The 14,433-nt window shown below is 65.0% G+C and carries 13 protein-coding genes; 6 read left to right on the top strand and 7 right to left on the bottom strand.

Features of this window, described 5'->3' with window-relative positions; genetic code table 11:
• Positions 1-153: 153 nt before the first annotated feature.
• Entirely contained in the window at positions 154-1,191 is a 1,038-nt protein-coding gene (locus IP69_RS00455) for an L-idonate 5-dehydrogenase (protein WP_054140839.1), read from the bottom strand.
• 168 nt (positions 1,192-1,359) lie between these two features.
• Here IP69_RS00455 and IP69_RS00450 point away from each other — a divergent pair, with 168 nt between their 5' ends.
• Positions 1,360-2,127, top strand: a complete 768-nt coding sequence (locus tag IP69_RS00450) for an SDR family NAD(P)-dependent oxidoreductase (protein WP_156323218.1) — start codon at positions 1,360-1,362, stop codon at positions 2,125-2,127.
• A gap of 119 nt (positions 2,128-2,246) precedes the next feature.
• Here IP69_RS00450 and fghA read toward each other — a convergent pair whose 3' ends face one another.
• From fghA to IP69_RS00435, 3 genes are all read right to left on the bottom strand, one after another.
• Positions 2,247-3,086, bottom strand: a complete 840-nt coding sequence (gene fghA, locus IP69_RS00445; protein ID WP_054140838.1) for an S-formylglutathione hydrolase — start codon at positions 3,084-3,086, stop codon at positions 2,247-2,249.
• Positions 3,087-3,253: 167 nt separating this feature from the next.
• A complete protein-coding gene (locus IP69_RS00440) occupies positions 3,254-4,366 on the bottom strand; it encodes an S-(hydroxymethyl)glutathione dehydrogenase/class III alcohol dehydrogenase (protein WP_054140837.1) in 1,113 nt (370 codons plus the stop codon).
• A gap of 46 nt (positions 4,367-4,412) precedes the next feature.
• Entirely contained in the window at positions 4,413-4,982 is a 570-nt protein-coding gene (locus IP69_RS00435) for an NUDIX domain-containing protein (protein WP_054140836.1), read from the bottom strand.
• Positions 4,983-5,231: 249 nt separating this feature from the next.
• On the opposite strand from IP69_RS00435, the gene IP69_RS00430 reads away from it, so the two are divergent.
• The 4 genes from IP69_RS00430 to IP69_RS00415 all read left to right on the top strand — a co-directional run bounded on the left by IP69_RS00430 (position 5,232) and on the right by IP69_RS00415 (position 8,346).
• A complete protein-coding gene (locus tag IP69_RS00430) occupies positions 5,232-6,284 on the top strand; it encodes a hemolysin family protein (RefSeq protein WP_054140835.1) in 1,053 nt (350 codons plus the stop codon).
• A 70-nt stretch (positions 6,285-6,354) separates the two neighbouring features.
• On the top strand, positions 6,355-6,861 hold the full coding sequence (locus IP69_RS00425) for a phosphatidylglycerophosphatase A (protein ID WP_054140834.1): 507 nt from the start codon (positions 6,355-6,357) through the stop codon (positions 6,859-6,861).
• A gap of 172 nt (positions 6,862-7,033) precedes the next feature.
• Positions 7,034-7,852: a hypothetical protein gene (locus tag IP69_RS00420; RefSeq protein WP_054140833.1), complete on the top strand. Its 819-nt coding sequence runs from the start codon at positions 7,034-7,036 to the stop codon at positions 7,850-7,852.
• 5 nt (positions 7,853-7,857) lie between these two features.
• Positions 7,858-8,346 (top strand): hypothetical protein, encoded by a 489-nt coding sequence (locus tag IP69_RS00415; RefSeq protein ID WP_054140832.1) that lies wholly within the window; start codon positions 7,858-7,860, stop codon positions 8,344-8,346.
• Positions 8,347-8,481: 135 nt separating this feature from the next.
• Here IP69_RS00415 and IP69_RS00410 read toward each other — a convergent pair whose 3' ends face one another.
• From IP69_RS00410 to aceB, 3 genes are all read right to left on the bottom strand, one after another.
• On the bottom strand, positions 8,482-9,333 hold the full coding sequence (locus tag IP69_RS00410) for a universal stress protein (RefSeq protein WP_054140930.1): 852 nt from the start codon (positions 9,331-9,333) through the stop codon (positions 8,482-8,484).
• An 11-nt stretch (positions 9,334-9,344) separates the two neighbouring features.
• Complete coding sequence (locus tag IP69_RS00405; RefSeq protein WP_054140831.1) at positions 9,345-10,832, bottom strand: SulP family inorganic anion transporter; 1,488 nt, start codon at positions 10,830-10,832, stop codon at positions 9,345-9,347.
• A 378-nt stretch (positions 10,833-11,210) separates the two neighbouring features.
• Positions 11,211-12,830: a malate synthase A gene (gene aceB, locus IP69_RS00400; protein WP_054140929.1), complete on the bottom strand. Its 1,620-nt coding sequence runs from the start codon at positions 12,828-12,830 to the stop codon at positions 11,211-11,213.
• Between the two features lie 286 nt (positions 12,831-13,116).
• Between aceB and IP69_RS00395 the strand changes: the two genes are divergently transcribed.
• Positions 13,117-14,394 carry a pilus assembly protein gene (locus IP69_RS00395; protein ID WP_054140830.1) on the top strand — a complete coding sequence of 426 codons (1,278 nt, stop codon included), beginning with the start codon at positions 13,117-13,119 and terminating at the stop codon, positions 14,392-14,394.
• Positions 14,395-14,433 lie beyond the last annotated feature (39 nt).

The raw sequence follows: 14,433 nt of genomic DNA, 5'->3' as shown, positions 1-14,433 counted from the left end.
TTCAACCATTCCCGCGCCGTCATTCCGGGCAAGCGAAGCGCAGACCCGGAATCCATCGAAGGGCGCCGAGGGTACCTTACGATGGATTCCGTATCAGCGCCGCTTGCGCGGCTTGTTCGGAATGACGGCGAGGGTGATGTTCCAGCAGACACCTCACCCGAAGGCGAGTTGCACCTTCATCGCCTTCGACTTGTCGGCGGCGAGGTCGAAGGCTTCGATCGCGCGCTCGACGGGGATGGTGGCGGTCAAAAGCGGCGAGAGGTCGATCGTCTTCGAGCCGATCATTGCCACCGCCCAGTCGAACTCCTCGTGGAAGCGGAAGGAGCCGCGCAGGTCGAATTCCTTGGCAACGAGGACGTTCATCGGCAGCGTGAAGTTCCCGCCGACGCCGATCTGCACGATCGTGCCGCCCGAGCGGACGACGTCGAAGGCGCCGGTCAGCGCATGCTGGTTGCCCGAGGCCTCGAACATGACGTCGAAGGCGCCCTTCTCGGCGCCGTATTCGGCCTTGAGCCGGTCGGGCTCGGCCATCGTGTTGATCGCCTGCGTAGCGCCCATCTTCAGTGCGGTGGGCAGGGGACCGTCCACCACGTCGGTCGCGACGATCTCGGCGGCGCCGGCCGCTTTTGCGGCGACGATGGCAAGGATGCCGATGGGGCCCGAGCCGGTGACGAGGACGCGTTTGCCGAGCAGCGGGCCGGCGCGCTTGACGGCATGCAGGCACACCGCCAGCGGCTCGGCGAAGGCGGCCTCGGCTGCGGTGACGTGGTCTGCGACCTTCACCGCCTGGCGCTCCTCGACGACCAGCATCTCGCGGAAGCCGCCCTGGACATGGGGGAAGCGCATGGCGCTGCCATAGAACAGCATGTCCGTGCAGTGCTGCTGCTGGCCCATCTGGCAGTAGCGGCATTGGCCGCAGGCCCGGCTGGGATTGACCGCGACGCGATCGCCGACTTTCACCCGCGTCACTTCGGCGCCGACGGACTCGACGCGGCCGGCGATCTCATGGCCGAGGATCAGCGGTTCGCGGACCCGGATCGTCCCGAAGCCGCCATGCAGATAGTAGTGCAGGTCCGAGCCGCAGATGCCGCCGGCCTCGATCCGGACGCGCACCTGCAGCGGGCCGGGTTCGCCGACCGCGACCTCGTCGACGCGAAGGTCCTTCTCGGCATGGATGACGACGGCGCGCATGGCTTCTTCCCTAGGGTTGGCGTTCTTCTCAGCCCTCATCCTGAGGAGGGCTGAGGGAGGCCCGACAGCCTCGCCGATATTGTCTAATCGATTGAAAGCTGCTTACCCAGTTTCGCCGAGCCGGCGCAATTCGAAAGATGCCGGCGATCCCCTGGAGAGGTTTCCGCCATGTCTCTGTCGCTGTTCAGTCTGGAGGGCAAGATCGCCCTCGTCACCGGCTCGGGGCAGGGGATCGGGCTTGCACTGGCCGAAGGTCTGTCGGAGGCCGGCGCGCATGTCGTGCTGAACGGGCGCGACAGGGCCAAGCTCGAACGCGCCGCGCAGGCGATCTCCTCAGCCGGCCGCAAGGTCTCGGTCGCGCCTTTCGATGTCACCGACCATGTGGCGGTCGAGGCCGGCGTCGCCATGATCGAAGCGGAGATCGGGGCCATCGACATCCTGATCAACAATGCCGGCATGCAAAAGCGTGCCCCGATTCACGAGTTCCCGGTCGAGGGCTGGCATGAGGTGATGGCGACGAACCTTCACTCGGTGTTCTACGTCACCCAGGCCGTGACGAAGCGGATGCTGCCGCGCAAGCGCGGCAAGGTGATCAGCATTGGCTCGGTGATGAGCGAGCTGGGGCGGGCGACGATCATCCCCTACACGGCCTCCAAGGGCGCGGTGAAGATGATGACGCGCGGGCTCGCCGCCGAACTGGGCAAGCACAACATCCAGGCGAACGCGATCGGCCCGGGCTATTTCACCACCGAGATCAACAAGGCGCTGATCGCCGACGAGGCCTTCACCGCCTGGGTCTGCAATCGCACCCCGGCCGGGCGCTGGGGCGAGACCAAGGAACTGGTCGGCGCGGCGATCTTCCTGTCCTCGGCGGCGTCCGACTACGTCAACGGCCATCTGCTGATGGTCGATGGCGGGCTGACCGCGGTGGTGTGAGGGCGGGGCAGCGTCGCCGTCATCGCGAGCGCAGCGAAGCGATCCAGCGTCTCGCGCGGCGCACCCTGGATTGCTTCGCTGCGCTCGCAATGACGGTTAAAGGCGCTTCGCCTTGCCGTTCAGCCCTTCACTAGCCGCTGCGCGTGCCAGGCGATGTGCTGGGCCATGAAGGTCGAGATGAAGTTGTAGGAGTGGTCGTAGCCCTCGCGCATCTGCAGTTCGAGCGGGATGCCAGCCGCGGCGCAGGCGACCTCCAGCAGTTGCGGCCGCAGGCCCTCGTCGAGGAAACCGTCGGCGGTGCCCTGATCGACCAGCAGGTCCTTCACCCGGTGGCCGTCGGCGATCAGCAGCGTCGCGTCGTAAGGACGCCAAGTGCTCTCGTCGGGTCCGAGATATTTCTCGAATGCCGGGCGGGACCAGCCGGCGGTCGAAGGCTGGGCGATCGGCGCGAAGGCGGACACCGAGGCGTAGTGGTCGGGGTTCTTCAAGGCCAGCGTGATCGCGCCATGGCCGCCCATGGAATGGCCGAAGATGCCCTGGCGGGCCATGTCGAGCGGGAAGTGCTGTGCGACCAGCTCGGGCAGCTCGTCGCGGATATAGCTCTCCATCCGGTAGTGCCTCGCGTAGGGCTCCTGTGTCGCGTCGAGGTAGAAGCCGGCGCCCGAGCCGAACTGCCAGTTCTCCGGCTCGTCGGGCACGCCCTCGCCGCGCGGCGAGGTGTCCGGGCAGATGATCGCGACGCCGTTCGCAGCGGCGGCCGCGCGGTATTCGCCCTTGTCCATGACGTTCTGGTGCGAGCAGGTCAGGCCCGAGAGGTACCAGAGTAGCGGCACCGGTCCGTCCTCGCTCTGCGGCGGCAGGAAGATCGCGAAGGTCATCGGGCAGGCGCAGGCCGCGCTGTCATGGCGATAGACGCGCTGTGAGCCGCCGAAGGCCTTCGAGGACGAGACGAGTTCCATGGGGTGTTCCTTATGCTCTGGTCGTGGCCGTCATGGTCGGGCTTGACCCGACCATCTCGGAAACCAGTGCCTTTTATGGGGCAGGCATGCTCTGCGGAGAGGCGCTCCTCCTCCGGCCAGAGATGCTCGGGTCTGTGCTGCGCTTCGCCCGAGAATGACGGATGGCCTCAGTACACCACCACGCTCCTGATCGACTTGCCCTCATGCATCAGGTCGAAGCCGGTGTTGATCTCGTCGAGGCTGAGCTTGTGGGTGATCAGATCGTCGATGTTGATCTTGCCCTCCATGTACCAGTCGACGATCTTGGGCACGTCGGTGCGGCCGCGCGCGCCCCCGAAAGCCGTGCCCTTCCAGACGCGGCCGGTGACGAGCTGGAAAGGGCGCGTCGCGATCTCCTTGCCGGCCTCGGCGACGCCGATGACGATGGATTCGCCCCAGCCGCGATGGCAGCATTCGAGCGCCTGGCGCATCACGTCGGTGTTTCCGGTGGCATCAAAAGAGAAGTCCGCGCCGCCGCCGGTGAGATCGACGATGGCCTGCACGACCTTGTCGTTGCCGACTTCCTTCGGGTTGATGAAGTCGGTCATGCCGAACTTGCGCGCCATCTCCTGGCGGGCCGGGTTGATGTCGACGCCGATGATCTTGTCGGCGCCGACCATGCGGGCCGCCTGCAGGACGTTGAGGCCAATGCCGCCGAGACCGAAGACCACGACATTGGCGCCGGGCCAGACTTTCGCCGTGTAGATCACCGCGCCGATGCCGGTCGTCACGCCACAGCCGATATAGCAGATCTTGTCGAAGGGGGCGTCCTCGCGGACCTTCGCCAGCGCGATCTCGGGCAGGATGGTGAAGTTGGCGAAGGTCGAGCAGCCCATGTAGTGGAAGACCTCGCCGCCATCGCAGGAGAAGCGCGAGGTCCCGTCCGGCATGACGCCTTGACCCTGCGTCGAGCGGATCGAGGTGCAGAGATTGGTCCGGCGCGAGAGGCAGCTTTTGCAGCTGCGGCATTCGGGCGTGTAAAGCGGGATGACATGGTCGCCGGGCTTGAGCGAGGTCACGCCGGCGCCGACCTCGCGGACGATGCCGGCGCCTTCATGGCCGAGGATCGCCGGGAATTTCCCTTCCGAATCCATCCCCGACAGCGTGTAGGCGTCGGTGTGGCAGATGCCGGTGGCCATGACCTCGACCAAAACCTCGCCGGCCTTGGGCCCGCCGATCTCGATGGTTTCGATGGTGAGGGGCTTGCCGGCTTCCCAGGCGACGGCGGCGCGGGTTTTCATCGGGCGTTTCCTTTTGCGGTGGCGTGTTCGAGTCGGGGGCGCGGTTTCAAACCGGCGGTGTCAGGCTTCTGATCCGGGCAAGTCCCAGCGGGGCGATGTCGGCGAGTTCTGCCAGCGGCTTCCAGGCGGCGGCGTGGACCTCCTCGATCTGGGCGACGAGCGGTGCGTCCGGATCGGCCAGGAAGAGATATTGCAAATCGTGATGGATATGGGCGGGTTCGCCGCGCGCGGGCTTGCCGGGCACGTCATGGCTGTCGATGACGAAGGGGATGTCGCCGCCGCCGTGCCAGGGATGCAGCGTCAGCCCCTGGACGCCGGTTTCCTCGACCGCCTCGCGCGCTGCGGACGCCGCGAAGGTTGCGGCCTCCTCCCAATGCCCGCCCGGCTGGAGCCAGCGGCCGATCACGACATGGTCGATCAGCAGGATGCGGGCATGGTCGGGCGAGAGCACATAGGCGCTGGTGGTGAGATGGCCGGGAAAGGTGTCGCGCGCGTCGAGCGCGTGGCCCTGCTCGATCTGCCAGCGCAGCAGCGCCAGATGTTCGCGCGGGCCGGCGATGTCGGCGCGGTAGCGGGCGACGGTCTCGGTGAGGCGGGGGAGGAAGGGCGTGGTCATGACCCTGCATAGCCGATTCCGCGCAGCTTGGCAGTGCCGCCCTCGGCTTTCGCCGCCGGGGGATTGATGCGTCTGTCCGAGCGATCATGACGCCAAGCCGATGTATTGCGACAGTCGATCGCTTCTGCCCGAACGGTCAGGCGGCTTCCAATCAGGCGGCGTGGCTTGTATAAAAATCTTTCATTCCCATCTAAGGCCGCAAACTCCGGGATATCCTGCCGGCCCGGCTCATTCTATTTGAAGGACACGATGTTAACCCTCCTGGTCGCCTTTGCGGTGCTGTCCATCGCGCTGTCTTTCATCTGCTCGCTGTGGGAAGCGGTTCTGCTCAGCATTTCGCCCTCCTACATGCAGATCGAGCTCAACAAGGGCAGCAAGTCCGGCCTGATCCTGCGCGACTTCAAGAACAACATCGACCGGCCCTTGGCGGGCATCCTGACGCTGAACACGATCGCGCACACGGTCGGCGCGATCGGCGTCGGCGCGCAGGCGACCCTGATCTGGGCCGACAGCAACCCGCTGATCACCGGGCTCGCCGTGCCCGTGGTCATGACGGCCGCGATCCTGATCCTGTCCGAGATCATCCCCAAGACCATCGGCGCGACCAACTGGCGGGCTCTGGCGCCCTTCACGATCCGCTCGCTTGATCTCGTTCTGAAAGTGTTGGCTCCCATCGTCTGGCTCTGCCAGTCGATCACCGGCATCTTCAACTCCAACAAGGAGAAGCAGATCTTCAGCCGGACCGATTTCCTGGCCATGGCGCAGATCGGCTCGCAGGAAGGCCATCTCGACGAGACCGAGATCCAGTTCATCCAGAACCTGCTGCAGTTCAAGACCCGCCATGTGCGCGCCATCATGACGCCACGCATGGTGATGGTGACGGCGCCGCAGACAATGACGGCGCGCGAATTCTACGATCATCAGGACGAGTTGACCTATTCGCGGATTCCCTTGCGCGAGGACGCCACCTCCGAGACCATCATCGGCTACGTCCTGAAGGACGAGGTGCTCGAACATCTGATCGATGATGAAGGCAACAAGCCGCTGAGTGCCTTCATGCGCGAAATCCCGGTCGTGCCCGAGAGCTACAGCCTGTTTCAGCTGTTCAACGACTTCGTCAAAAAGCATGAGCATATCGCGCTCGTGGTCGACAGCTATGGCGGGACCGCCGGCATCGTCACGATGGAAGACGCGATCGAAACGCTGCTGGGCACCGAAATCGTCGACGAGACCGACACGACGGTCGATCTGCAGGACAAGGCCCGGCAGCAGCGCAGGGTCCGTTTCACCAAGCCCGCCTGATGCCGGCTGCGCCAGAACCTGTGAGCGATCGTCCGTTCTCAGGAGCGGATTTTGAAAGCAGTTGGGTGTGATGGCCTTGGGTGAACTCTTCTCTGTGCTGCCATCACCCGGCGTCGATCGCGTCCCTCTTCTCGTTGCGACCGTCCTGGGCACGGGACTGCTGGAGCCTTTGCGCGCGGGCCTTGCCGTGGCGATCTCGTTCCCGCTGATCTATGGCGCCAACCGTGCCGGCCATCGTCTGACAGGGGCTGCCGGCGTTGCGGGTCTTGCCATCCTGGGTTGGTGGGCGGCGGAAAACTGGGCCAACGCGACAGGCACCTCGGATGACCGGCGGATCGTCGTCGACGAGGTCGCCGGGGTGCTGGCCATGGCTGTCGTTGCCCCTCGCCTGCGCGTGGTTCCGCTGGCCTTGCTCGCGACCGCCTTCTTGGCCATCGACCGGATCAAGCCTTGGCCCCTCTCCGAGCTCGAACGCCTCTCCGGCGGCGTCGGCGTGATGGCGGACGATCTGGCCGTCGGGGTGGCGATCGGCCTCGCCGTGACCGCGCTCAGTCAGATGCTGCGGCCGCGAGGCTGATGCCGGCAATGAGGCGACGTTGCTTGTTGTGGGCGTAGGGCGTTGTCCGCGACACGCTGCAATCAGTCGCCGGCGACAGTTTCGAGGACTTGCGCGCGAACTGCAGAGGCTTGCACGCGACCTGAAGTTGTGTCTTTGAGCTTGCGTGTGTCAGCGGGCTTTCGGAACCGTCGTGCAGGGCCACCTCGTCTGCCCCTATTGTGATGCTACGCTCAACGCCAGCGCGCTCTCCTGCCGTTGCTGCGGACGCGACCTGACGCCCGTCCTGCCGCTGTTGCGGCGCCTTGATGCGGCGGAAGCGCGCCTCGCCGGGCTGGACGAGGCCCGAGCCCAGCTTGAACAGGCGCTCGATGAGGTCCGCCGCTTTCGAGCCGAGGCCGTGTCGTCCCCCGCTGCCGCGCCGGATGAAAGCGCCGCTGCGGAGGCAAGGGGCCCGGCCGCCGCTGATCGCGCGCCGGTCCCGCGCCGACGGCTCTGGGCGCTGCCAGCCGGTTTTCTCGCCCTGCTAAGCGTCTACGGGATGGTGGTGCTTTGGCTCGATTTGTCGCTCTCGGTCTTGCGGACGGGCTCGATCATCGTGCCCTTCGCCACGGGGGCGATCTATCTCGGCGTTCGCTCGCGCCTGGCGAAGGCGGATATCGCGGTTGCGATCGGCTTTGCGCTTTTTTCCGTCGCGGCGATGAACGCGTGGCTGGGCTGGAGCGACAACATCCCCGTGTTGCCACAGGGAACCGCCGCCTGGCGCGAAACGATGTTCTATGCGCTGAGCATCGGCGCCTCGCTGTTTGCCGGGATGCTGCTGCGCGTCTCGCAGGCGGCGCTCAGCGCCAAGGGGCTCGACTCGTTGCCTGAGCTGCGGCGGGGATTGTCGTCGGTGCACGGCAAGCTGCCGGTCGAAACGCTCAAGACGATCGAGACGACGATTCTCATGGCCAGCACCGTTTTGTCCGTCATCGCCGGACTGATTGCCGGCCTTTTGGGATTGAAGTGAAACCGATGCGCCCGAAGCCCTCCTGCCGCCTCCTCGCCGCCTCTGCCGCCGCCTTGGCCCTCGCCCTGGCTGCCTCCTCCCTCATCAGCGCCGCCCGTGCTGCCGAGCCGGTTCAACTCATCACCCGCGAAGAGGCCGGATTGCCGGCGCCCGACACGACGGGGATGGCGGTGCGTAACCTCACCCGCGGGCCCGGCATCGACACGCAAGGCACGCTCGGAACGGGCGTCGCCGGAAAGCCGCTTCGGCTGGCGGTCAAGTTCCTTCCGAGCAACGGGGTGCCCGTCGATCCCGACAGCGTGCGGGTGATCTACCGCCGCCAGCCGGCGCTCGACGTCACGATGCGGGTCAAGGCCTTCATCACGCCCCAGGGCATCGAGGCGCCGGCCGTGCTGGTGCCGCCGGGCCGGCACATCATCGAGATTCAGGCCACCGACAAGGAAGGCCGCGTCGGCCGCAGCCAGATGACGCTGACGGTCGCGCCGGCGCCGTAGGGCTTTCGCAAAAGAGAGGCGCGGTGGTAGGTCCGCGTCGATTGAGCCAGGATGCGGCGAGACAGGGTTGGGTCACCTGCCGCACGCTCCGTGGCGCGCTCCGCTCATTGGCGATTTGACGATTCCCGGCCGCGCTTATCGGAAGAGCATGACCGGAATCGCGCATGACCGGATCATCTCGGTCGTGGTGCTGCCGATGATCAGGCTGCGGATGCGAGAATGGCCATAGGCGCCCATGACCAAGAGGTTGATCGCATGGCTGTCGATCGCCTTCACGATCACCGCATCGGGCTCGCCCGTCACGATCTCGGCCTGGGCCCGGATACCGGCTGCGTTCAGCTTCGCGGCGGCAGCCTCGATCTGGCGGCGGCCCTCTGCCGTCTCCGAACCGGCCATGAGCAGGCGCACCTCCAGGCCCTTGAACAACGGGCTCTCCGCCATGTGGGCCACGGCCTTGTTGACGCTGGGGCCGCCATCGAAGGCCACAAGCACGTGCTCGATCGGCTTGAAGGAACGGCTTGCGACCAGCACCGGCTTGGTCGTGGCGCGGACGGTCCGCTCCAGATTCGAGCCGAGATGCAGCTTGGCGAAATCGGCCGCCTCGCCGCGCTTGCCGATCACCACCATATCGGTCGTCGGCTCCAGGTCGTGCAAGGCGTCGATCAGGTCGCCATGGCGCAGCTTCGTGGCAACCTCGATGCCCTTGAGCGCAAACCGCGCCTTGGCCTCGTCGAGGATGGCGCGTCCGCGGCGCTGGCTGAGCCTGGCCTTCTGCTCGTCGAGCGCGGCGAGTTCGGCTAGCAGCGTGTCGCGCGTGTCCATCAGCAGATTGCCGCTGAGATCGGGCGAGGCGGTGGCGACATCGCGCCGCCCCAGCACATGCATCAGTTCGATGGATGACGGGCCCTGCGAGCCCAGCCAGGCCGCATGGTCGCAGACGCTCTGGGCGTAGATCGACCCGTCGAGCAGTGCCAGGATTCGTGCCATGTTCATCTCCCTCAATGCCCCATCAGGCGCTCGAGGGCGCCGGGCTTATCGTGGATCGCGAGCTTGTCGACGATCGTTTCGCTGGCCTGGTTCAGACCGAGGATTTCGACCTCGGCCCCTTCGCGACGGAATTTGAGCACGACCATGTCCAGGGCCGCCACACTGGAAATGTCCCAGATATGTGCCCTGGTGACGTCGATGACGACCTTTTCGAGGGCCTCCTTGAAGTCGAAGGCGGCGGTGAAATCGTCGGATGAGGCGAAGAACAACTGGCCTTCGACGAGATAGCGCCGCGTCGTGCCGTCTTCCGACAGTTCGGACGTAACGCGAAACAACTGCGCGATCTTCCAGGCGAAGAACACCGCGGACAACAACACCCCGATCAGCACGCCGATGGCGAGATTGTGGGTGGCGATCACGCCGATCACGGTGGCGATCATCACGATGCTCGAGCTGCGCGGATGGCTGCGCAGATTGGTGATCGAGCTCCAACTGAATGTGCCGATCGAAACCATGATCATGATCGCGACCAGCGCCGGCATGGGGATCTGGCGAACGAGATCGCCGAGCACGACGATCAGGAAGAGCAGTGCGACGCCGGCAAAAAAGCAGGACAGCCGGCCACGCCCGCCGGATTTGATGTTGATCACGGACTGGCCGATCATGGCGCAGCCTGCCATGCCGCCAATGAAGCCCGTGGCGATGTTGGCGACGCCCTGGCCGACGCATTCGCGGTTCTTCTGGCTCTTGGTGTCGGTCAGGTCGTCGACGATCTGTGCCGTCATCAGCGATTCCAGCAGGCCCACCGCCGCGACCGCCGCCGAATAGGGCAGGATGATCAGAAACGTCTCGAGCGTCAGCGGAATCTGGGGGATCAGGAAGAATGGCAGCGTCGAGGGCAGCTCGCCCATGTCGCCGACGGTCCGCACGTCCAGCTTCAGAGCGATCGCGACGACCGTCAAAACGATGATGCATACCAGCGGGGACGGGATCGCCTTCGTCAGCCGCGGGAAGAGGTAGATGATCGCCAGCCCCGCCGCGACCATGACATAGGTCAGCATCGGCACATTGGTCAGCTCGGGCAGCTGCGCCATGAAGATCAGGATCGCCAGAGCGTTGACGAAGCCGGTCATGACCGAGCGCGAGACGAAGCGCATCACATAACCGAGCCGGAAGACGCCGGCGAAGACCTGGATGATGCCGGCCAGAACGGTGGCGGCCAGCAGATATTGCAGCCCGTGCGACTTGACGAGCGTGATCATCAAAACGGCGGTGGCCGCGGTGGCGGCCGAGATCATGCCGGGCCGCCCGCCGACGATGGCAGTGATCACCGCGATCGAAAACGAGGCGTAGAGCCCGATCTTGGGATCGACGCCGGCAATGATCGAGAAGGCGATGGCTTCCGGGATCAGCGCGAGAGCGACGACGGTGCCTGCGAGCAGGTCTCCGCGGACATTGCCGAACCATTCGGCTCGCAATTTCGAGAGATCAAATGACATTCAGTGCTCCGTTCGCGGCAAGTCGCGGACTTGCGCGTCAATGATAGCGTAATGGAAAAGAGAAAGGCGGGAGCCGCCGGTCGGCATCACGTGGCGCAACCTCTCACAGCCCAGCGGCGAGGCCGGGCGGAGCATGCAACTGACGTGAAAAAAGCCGAACTACATGGGTTGCGCGTCCCTGCACAGCGCTGGTCGCCGTGCCTGCTGCAATGCAGCATAAAACAGGTTGTAAGGGCGCGGAACCTGGACCGCAAACATTTTCTGCTGCGCATTGCGTAGCGGGCCCGAGGGCGCGCGCCAGATACTGGAATTGCCGGCAGGCCAGTGACCCCAGACCCAGCCGGCGCCATCCTGAGACAGCGCCGGTCGGACTTCCTGTCAGCCAAGCTTCCCATAAGCCGGAACGGTCAAGAACTCCTCGAACTGCGGCGCCAGCGAGAGTTTCGAGAACAGTTCGATCGCTTCCGGGAAGCGACCCTTCTCATAGGACTCAGCGCCGACCTCGCTTTTCACGCGCTCCATCTCCTCCGCGAGGCAGCGCTTGAACAGCTCGGGGGTGACCTTGGTCTTGCCGTCAACCTCGACGCCGTAGCTGACGAACTGCCAGATCTGGGCACGGCTGATCTCGGCCGTCGCGGCGTCCTCCATCATGTTGTAGATCGGCACTGCGCCGCGGCCGCGCAGCCAGGCTTCGAGATACTGCACGCCGACGCGGATGTTCTCGCGGAAGCCTGCCTCCGTGCGTGTGCCCTGATGGACCTCCAACAGGTCCTTCGCGGTGACGTTGACGTCCTCGCGCTTCTTGTCGAGCTGGTTGGCCTGCGGCATCAGCCGGTCGAAGACCTCCATGGCGACGGGGACGAGGTCGGGATGGGCGACCCAGGTGCCGTCATGGCCGTTGCCGGCCTCGCGCTCCTTGTCGGCCTGGACCTTGGCGAAGGCCGCCGCATTGGCCTCCGGGTTGTTCTTGACCGGGATCTGCGCCGCCATGCCGCCCATGGCAAAGGCGCCGCGGCGGTGGCAGGTCTTGATCAGCAGCAGCGAATAGGCGTTCAGGAAGGCCTTGGTCATCACGACCTGCGAGCGGTCGGGCAGGACGAAGGCCGGGTTGCGGGCGAGCTTCTTGATGAAGGAGAAGATGTAGTCCCAGCGGCCGCAGTTCAGCCCGGCCATGTGGTCGCGCAGTTCGTAGAGGATCTCGTCCATCTCGAAGGCAGCGGGCAGCGTCTCGATCAGGACGGTGGCCTTGATCGTGCCAGTCTTCAGGCCGAGCGCATTCTGCGCCGCGACGAAGACGTCGTTCCAGAGCCTCGCCTCGAGATGGCTTTCGAGCTTGGGCAGGTAGAAATAGGGGCCCGAGCCGGCCGCGAGCGCCGCCTTGGCGTTGTGAAAGAGGTAGAGCCCGAAATCGACCAGCGAGCCCGAGGCGATCTCGCCGTCGATCTCGATATGGCGCTCCGGCAGATGCCAGCCGCGCGGGCGGATGATCAGCACGGCGGGGTTGGGCTTGAGCGCATAGGCCTTGCCGGTGTTGGCGTCGGTGAAGTCGATCGCGTTGGCCCAGCGGTCTTTCAGGTTGAGCTGGCCCTCGATCATGTTGGTCCAGAGCGGTGAGGAGGCGTCCTCGAAATCGGCCATGAAGACCTTTGCGCCGCAGTTCAGCGCATTGACGATCATCTTGCGGTCGACCGGGCCGGTGATCTCGACGCGGCGGTCCTGCAGATCGGCGGGGATCGGCGCCACCGTCCAGTCGCCCTCGCGGATGTGGCGGGTCTCGGCCAGGAAATCGGGCGTCTCGCCTGCGTCGAAGCGCTTCTGGCGCTCGGTGCGCAGGCTGAGCAGGCGCAGCCGCGTCTCGTTGAAGCGGCGGTGCAGCTCGGCGACGAAGGCGAGCGCGTCATGGCTCAGAACCTCGTCGTAGCGGGCGGCGAGCGCGCCCTTGACGACGACGCCTTTTGGCAGGGCGAGGGTTTGCGGCGACGGGGATGGCTGCGACATGAGGGTCTCCTGAGCGGGCGGCGTCGGCTTGCGGGCCATCCGTTATGACGCAGATGCCGGCTCCTCGAAATAGGCGAAAAAGCGTGTTCACTTATGCCGTTTCGGAAAATATTGGCGTGGTTGGCTCTTCTCCGTTGCGGCTCGGCTGCCAAGTAGTCGATCTGAAATCGCAGTTGAGAGCAGGAAATCAAGGCATTGGATACAATTGAAAAGATGGTTTTCAGCCCTGCGTAAGGCGCGCCGCTGTCTCCTCTTAACCTGGGGATAGCCATCAAGGAGTGCCGGCATGGGTCTGAAGTCCTGGCTGCAGATGCGGCTGCGCGCCTTTCGCGGCGACGAACGCGGCAACGTCTTGGTGCTGTTTGGGTTCGCGCTCGTGCCGGTGATCGGCCTGACGGGCGCCACCATCGACTACTCCCGCGCGACATCGGCGCGTCTGGTGCTGAATGCGGCGCTCGATTCGGCGGCGCTGATGGCGGCGCGCGATGCAGCCAAACTGCCCGATAGCGAATTGCGCAGCCGGATCGACAAATGGATCAAGGCAAACCTGAGCGGTGACAGCGCCAAGGGCTTTACCAGCGCCACGACCGTGATCGACCGCACGGCGCGCACCATCGCAATCGAGGCGCGGCTCGACATCGACACCAGCCTGGCCCGGATTCTGGGCCCCGACGCGGTGACGATCAAAAGCCAGGCGCAATCGACCTGGGGCATGAACACCATCGAACTCGCGCTGGCGCTCGACAATACGGGGTCGATGAAGTCCTCGGGCAAGATGGCGGCGCTGAAGGCCGCCTCGCTCAACCTTATCCAGATCATGAAGGACGCAGCGTTGGAGGCCGACCAGATCAAGATCTCGATCATTCCCTTCGCCACCCAGGTGAAGATCGACACGGCGCTGAAAGACGAGCCCTGGTTGCGCTTCGACCAGACCAAGCCGAACTGCACCACGGATAAATGGGGAAACAAGACCTGCGGCACACCGATCCCGATCACCAAATCGACCTGGACTGGCTGCGTCAGCGACCGTGATCAGCAGAACGACGTCAAGGACAACGAGTCGGTCCTGGCCTATGCGACGCTTTACCCCGCCGATTTTTGCGCTCAACCGACGCTGGCGCCGATCCAGCCGCTGACTGCGGACTGGACCGTGCTGCAAAACGCCATCAACGGCATGACGCCGGTGGGCAACACCAACGTCACGATCGGTGCGATCTGGGGCATGGCGACGCTGACGCCGGGTGTGCCCTTCTCCGGAGCAAAGCCCTTCCCGACGCCACGGCTGTCGAAATACATGATCCTGCTCACCGATGGCGACAATACGCAGAACCGCTTCACCACCAATGGCGGCCAGATCGACGATCGCACGAAGCTGGCCTGCCAGACGGCCAAGACGGCGGGGATCAGGGTCTATACCGTGCGCGTGATCAATGGTGACCGGACATTGCTGCAAAACTGCGCCAGCAGCCCGAGCATGTATTACGAGGTCACCAGCGCCGCGCAGCTGACTCCGGTGTTCCAGCAGATCGCCCGCGAGATCAGCCAGGTGCGCCTGACGCAGTAGGTCGCGACGGCTGCGCCCATCGGAAATCCCGCTTCGTCT

The organism is Allobosea sp. AAP35, assembly GCF_001295925.1.
Lineage (GTDB): Bacteria > Pseudomonadota > Alphaproteobacteria > Rhizobiales > Beijerinckiaceae > Allobosea.
Note: the sequence above shows the minus strand (reverse complement) of the source record. Positions and strands in the feature narration are given on the sequence as shown.

Bases quoted from the DNA above. Each gene is read 5' to 3' on its own strand.
- IP69_RS00455 (WP_054140839.1), bottom strand. From the start codon at position 1,191: ATGCGCGCCGTCGTCATCCATGCCGAGAAGGACCTTCGCGTCGACGAG.
- IP69_RS00450 (WP_156323218.1), top strand. From the start codon at position 1,360: ATGTCTCTGTCGCTGTTCAGTCTGGAGGGCAAGATCGCCCTCGTCACC.
- fghA (WP_054140838.1), bottom strand. From the start codon at position 3,086: ATGGAACTCGTCTCGTCCTCGAAGGCCTTCGGCGGCTCACAGCGCGTC.
- IP69_RS00440 (WP_054140837.1), bottom strand. From the start codon at position 4,366: ATGAAAACCCGCGCCGCCGTCGCCTGGGAAGCCGGCAAGCCCCTCACC.
- IP69_RS00435 (WP_054140836.1), bottom strand. From the start codon at position 4,982: ATGACCACGCCCTTCCTCCCCCGCCTCACCGAGACCGTCGCCCGCTAC.
- IP69_RS00430 (WP_054140835.1), top strand. From the start codon at position 5,232: ATGTTAACCCTCCTGGTCGCCTTTGCGGTGCTGTCCATCGCGCTGTCT.
- IP69_RS00425 (WP_054140834.1), top strand. From the start codon at position 6,355: ATGGCCTTGGGTGAACTCTTCTCTGTGCTGCCATCACCCGGCGTCGAT.
- IP69_RS00415 (WP_054140832.1), top strand. From the start codon at position 7,858: ATGCGCCCGAAGCCCTCCTGCCGCCTCCTCGCCGCCTCTGCCGCCGCC.
- IP69_RS00410 (WP_054140930.1), bottom strand. From the start codon at position 9,333: ATGGCACGAATCCTGGCACTGCTCGACGGGTCGATCTACGCCCAGAGC.
- IP69_RS00405 (WP_054140831.1), bottom strand. From the start codon at position 10,832: ATGTCATTTGATCTCTCGAAATTGCGAGCCGAATGGTTCGGCAATGTC.
- aceB (WP_054140929.1), bottom strand. From the start codon at position 12,830: ATGTCGCAGCCATCCCCGTCGCCGCAAACCCTCGCCCTGCCAAAAGGC.
- IP69_RS00395 (WP_054140830.1), top strand. From the start codon at position 13,117: ATGGGTCTGAAGTCCTGGCTGCAGATGCGGCTGCGCGCCTTTCGCGGC.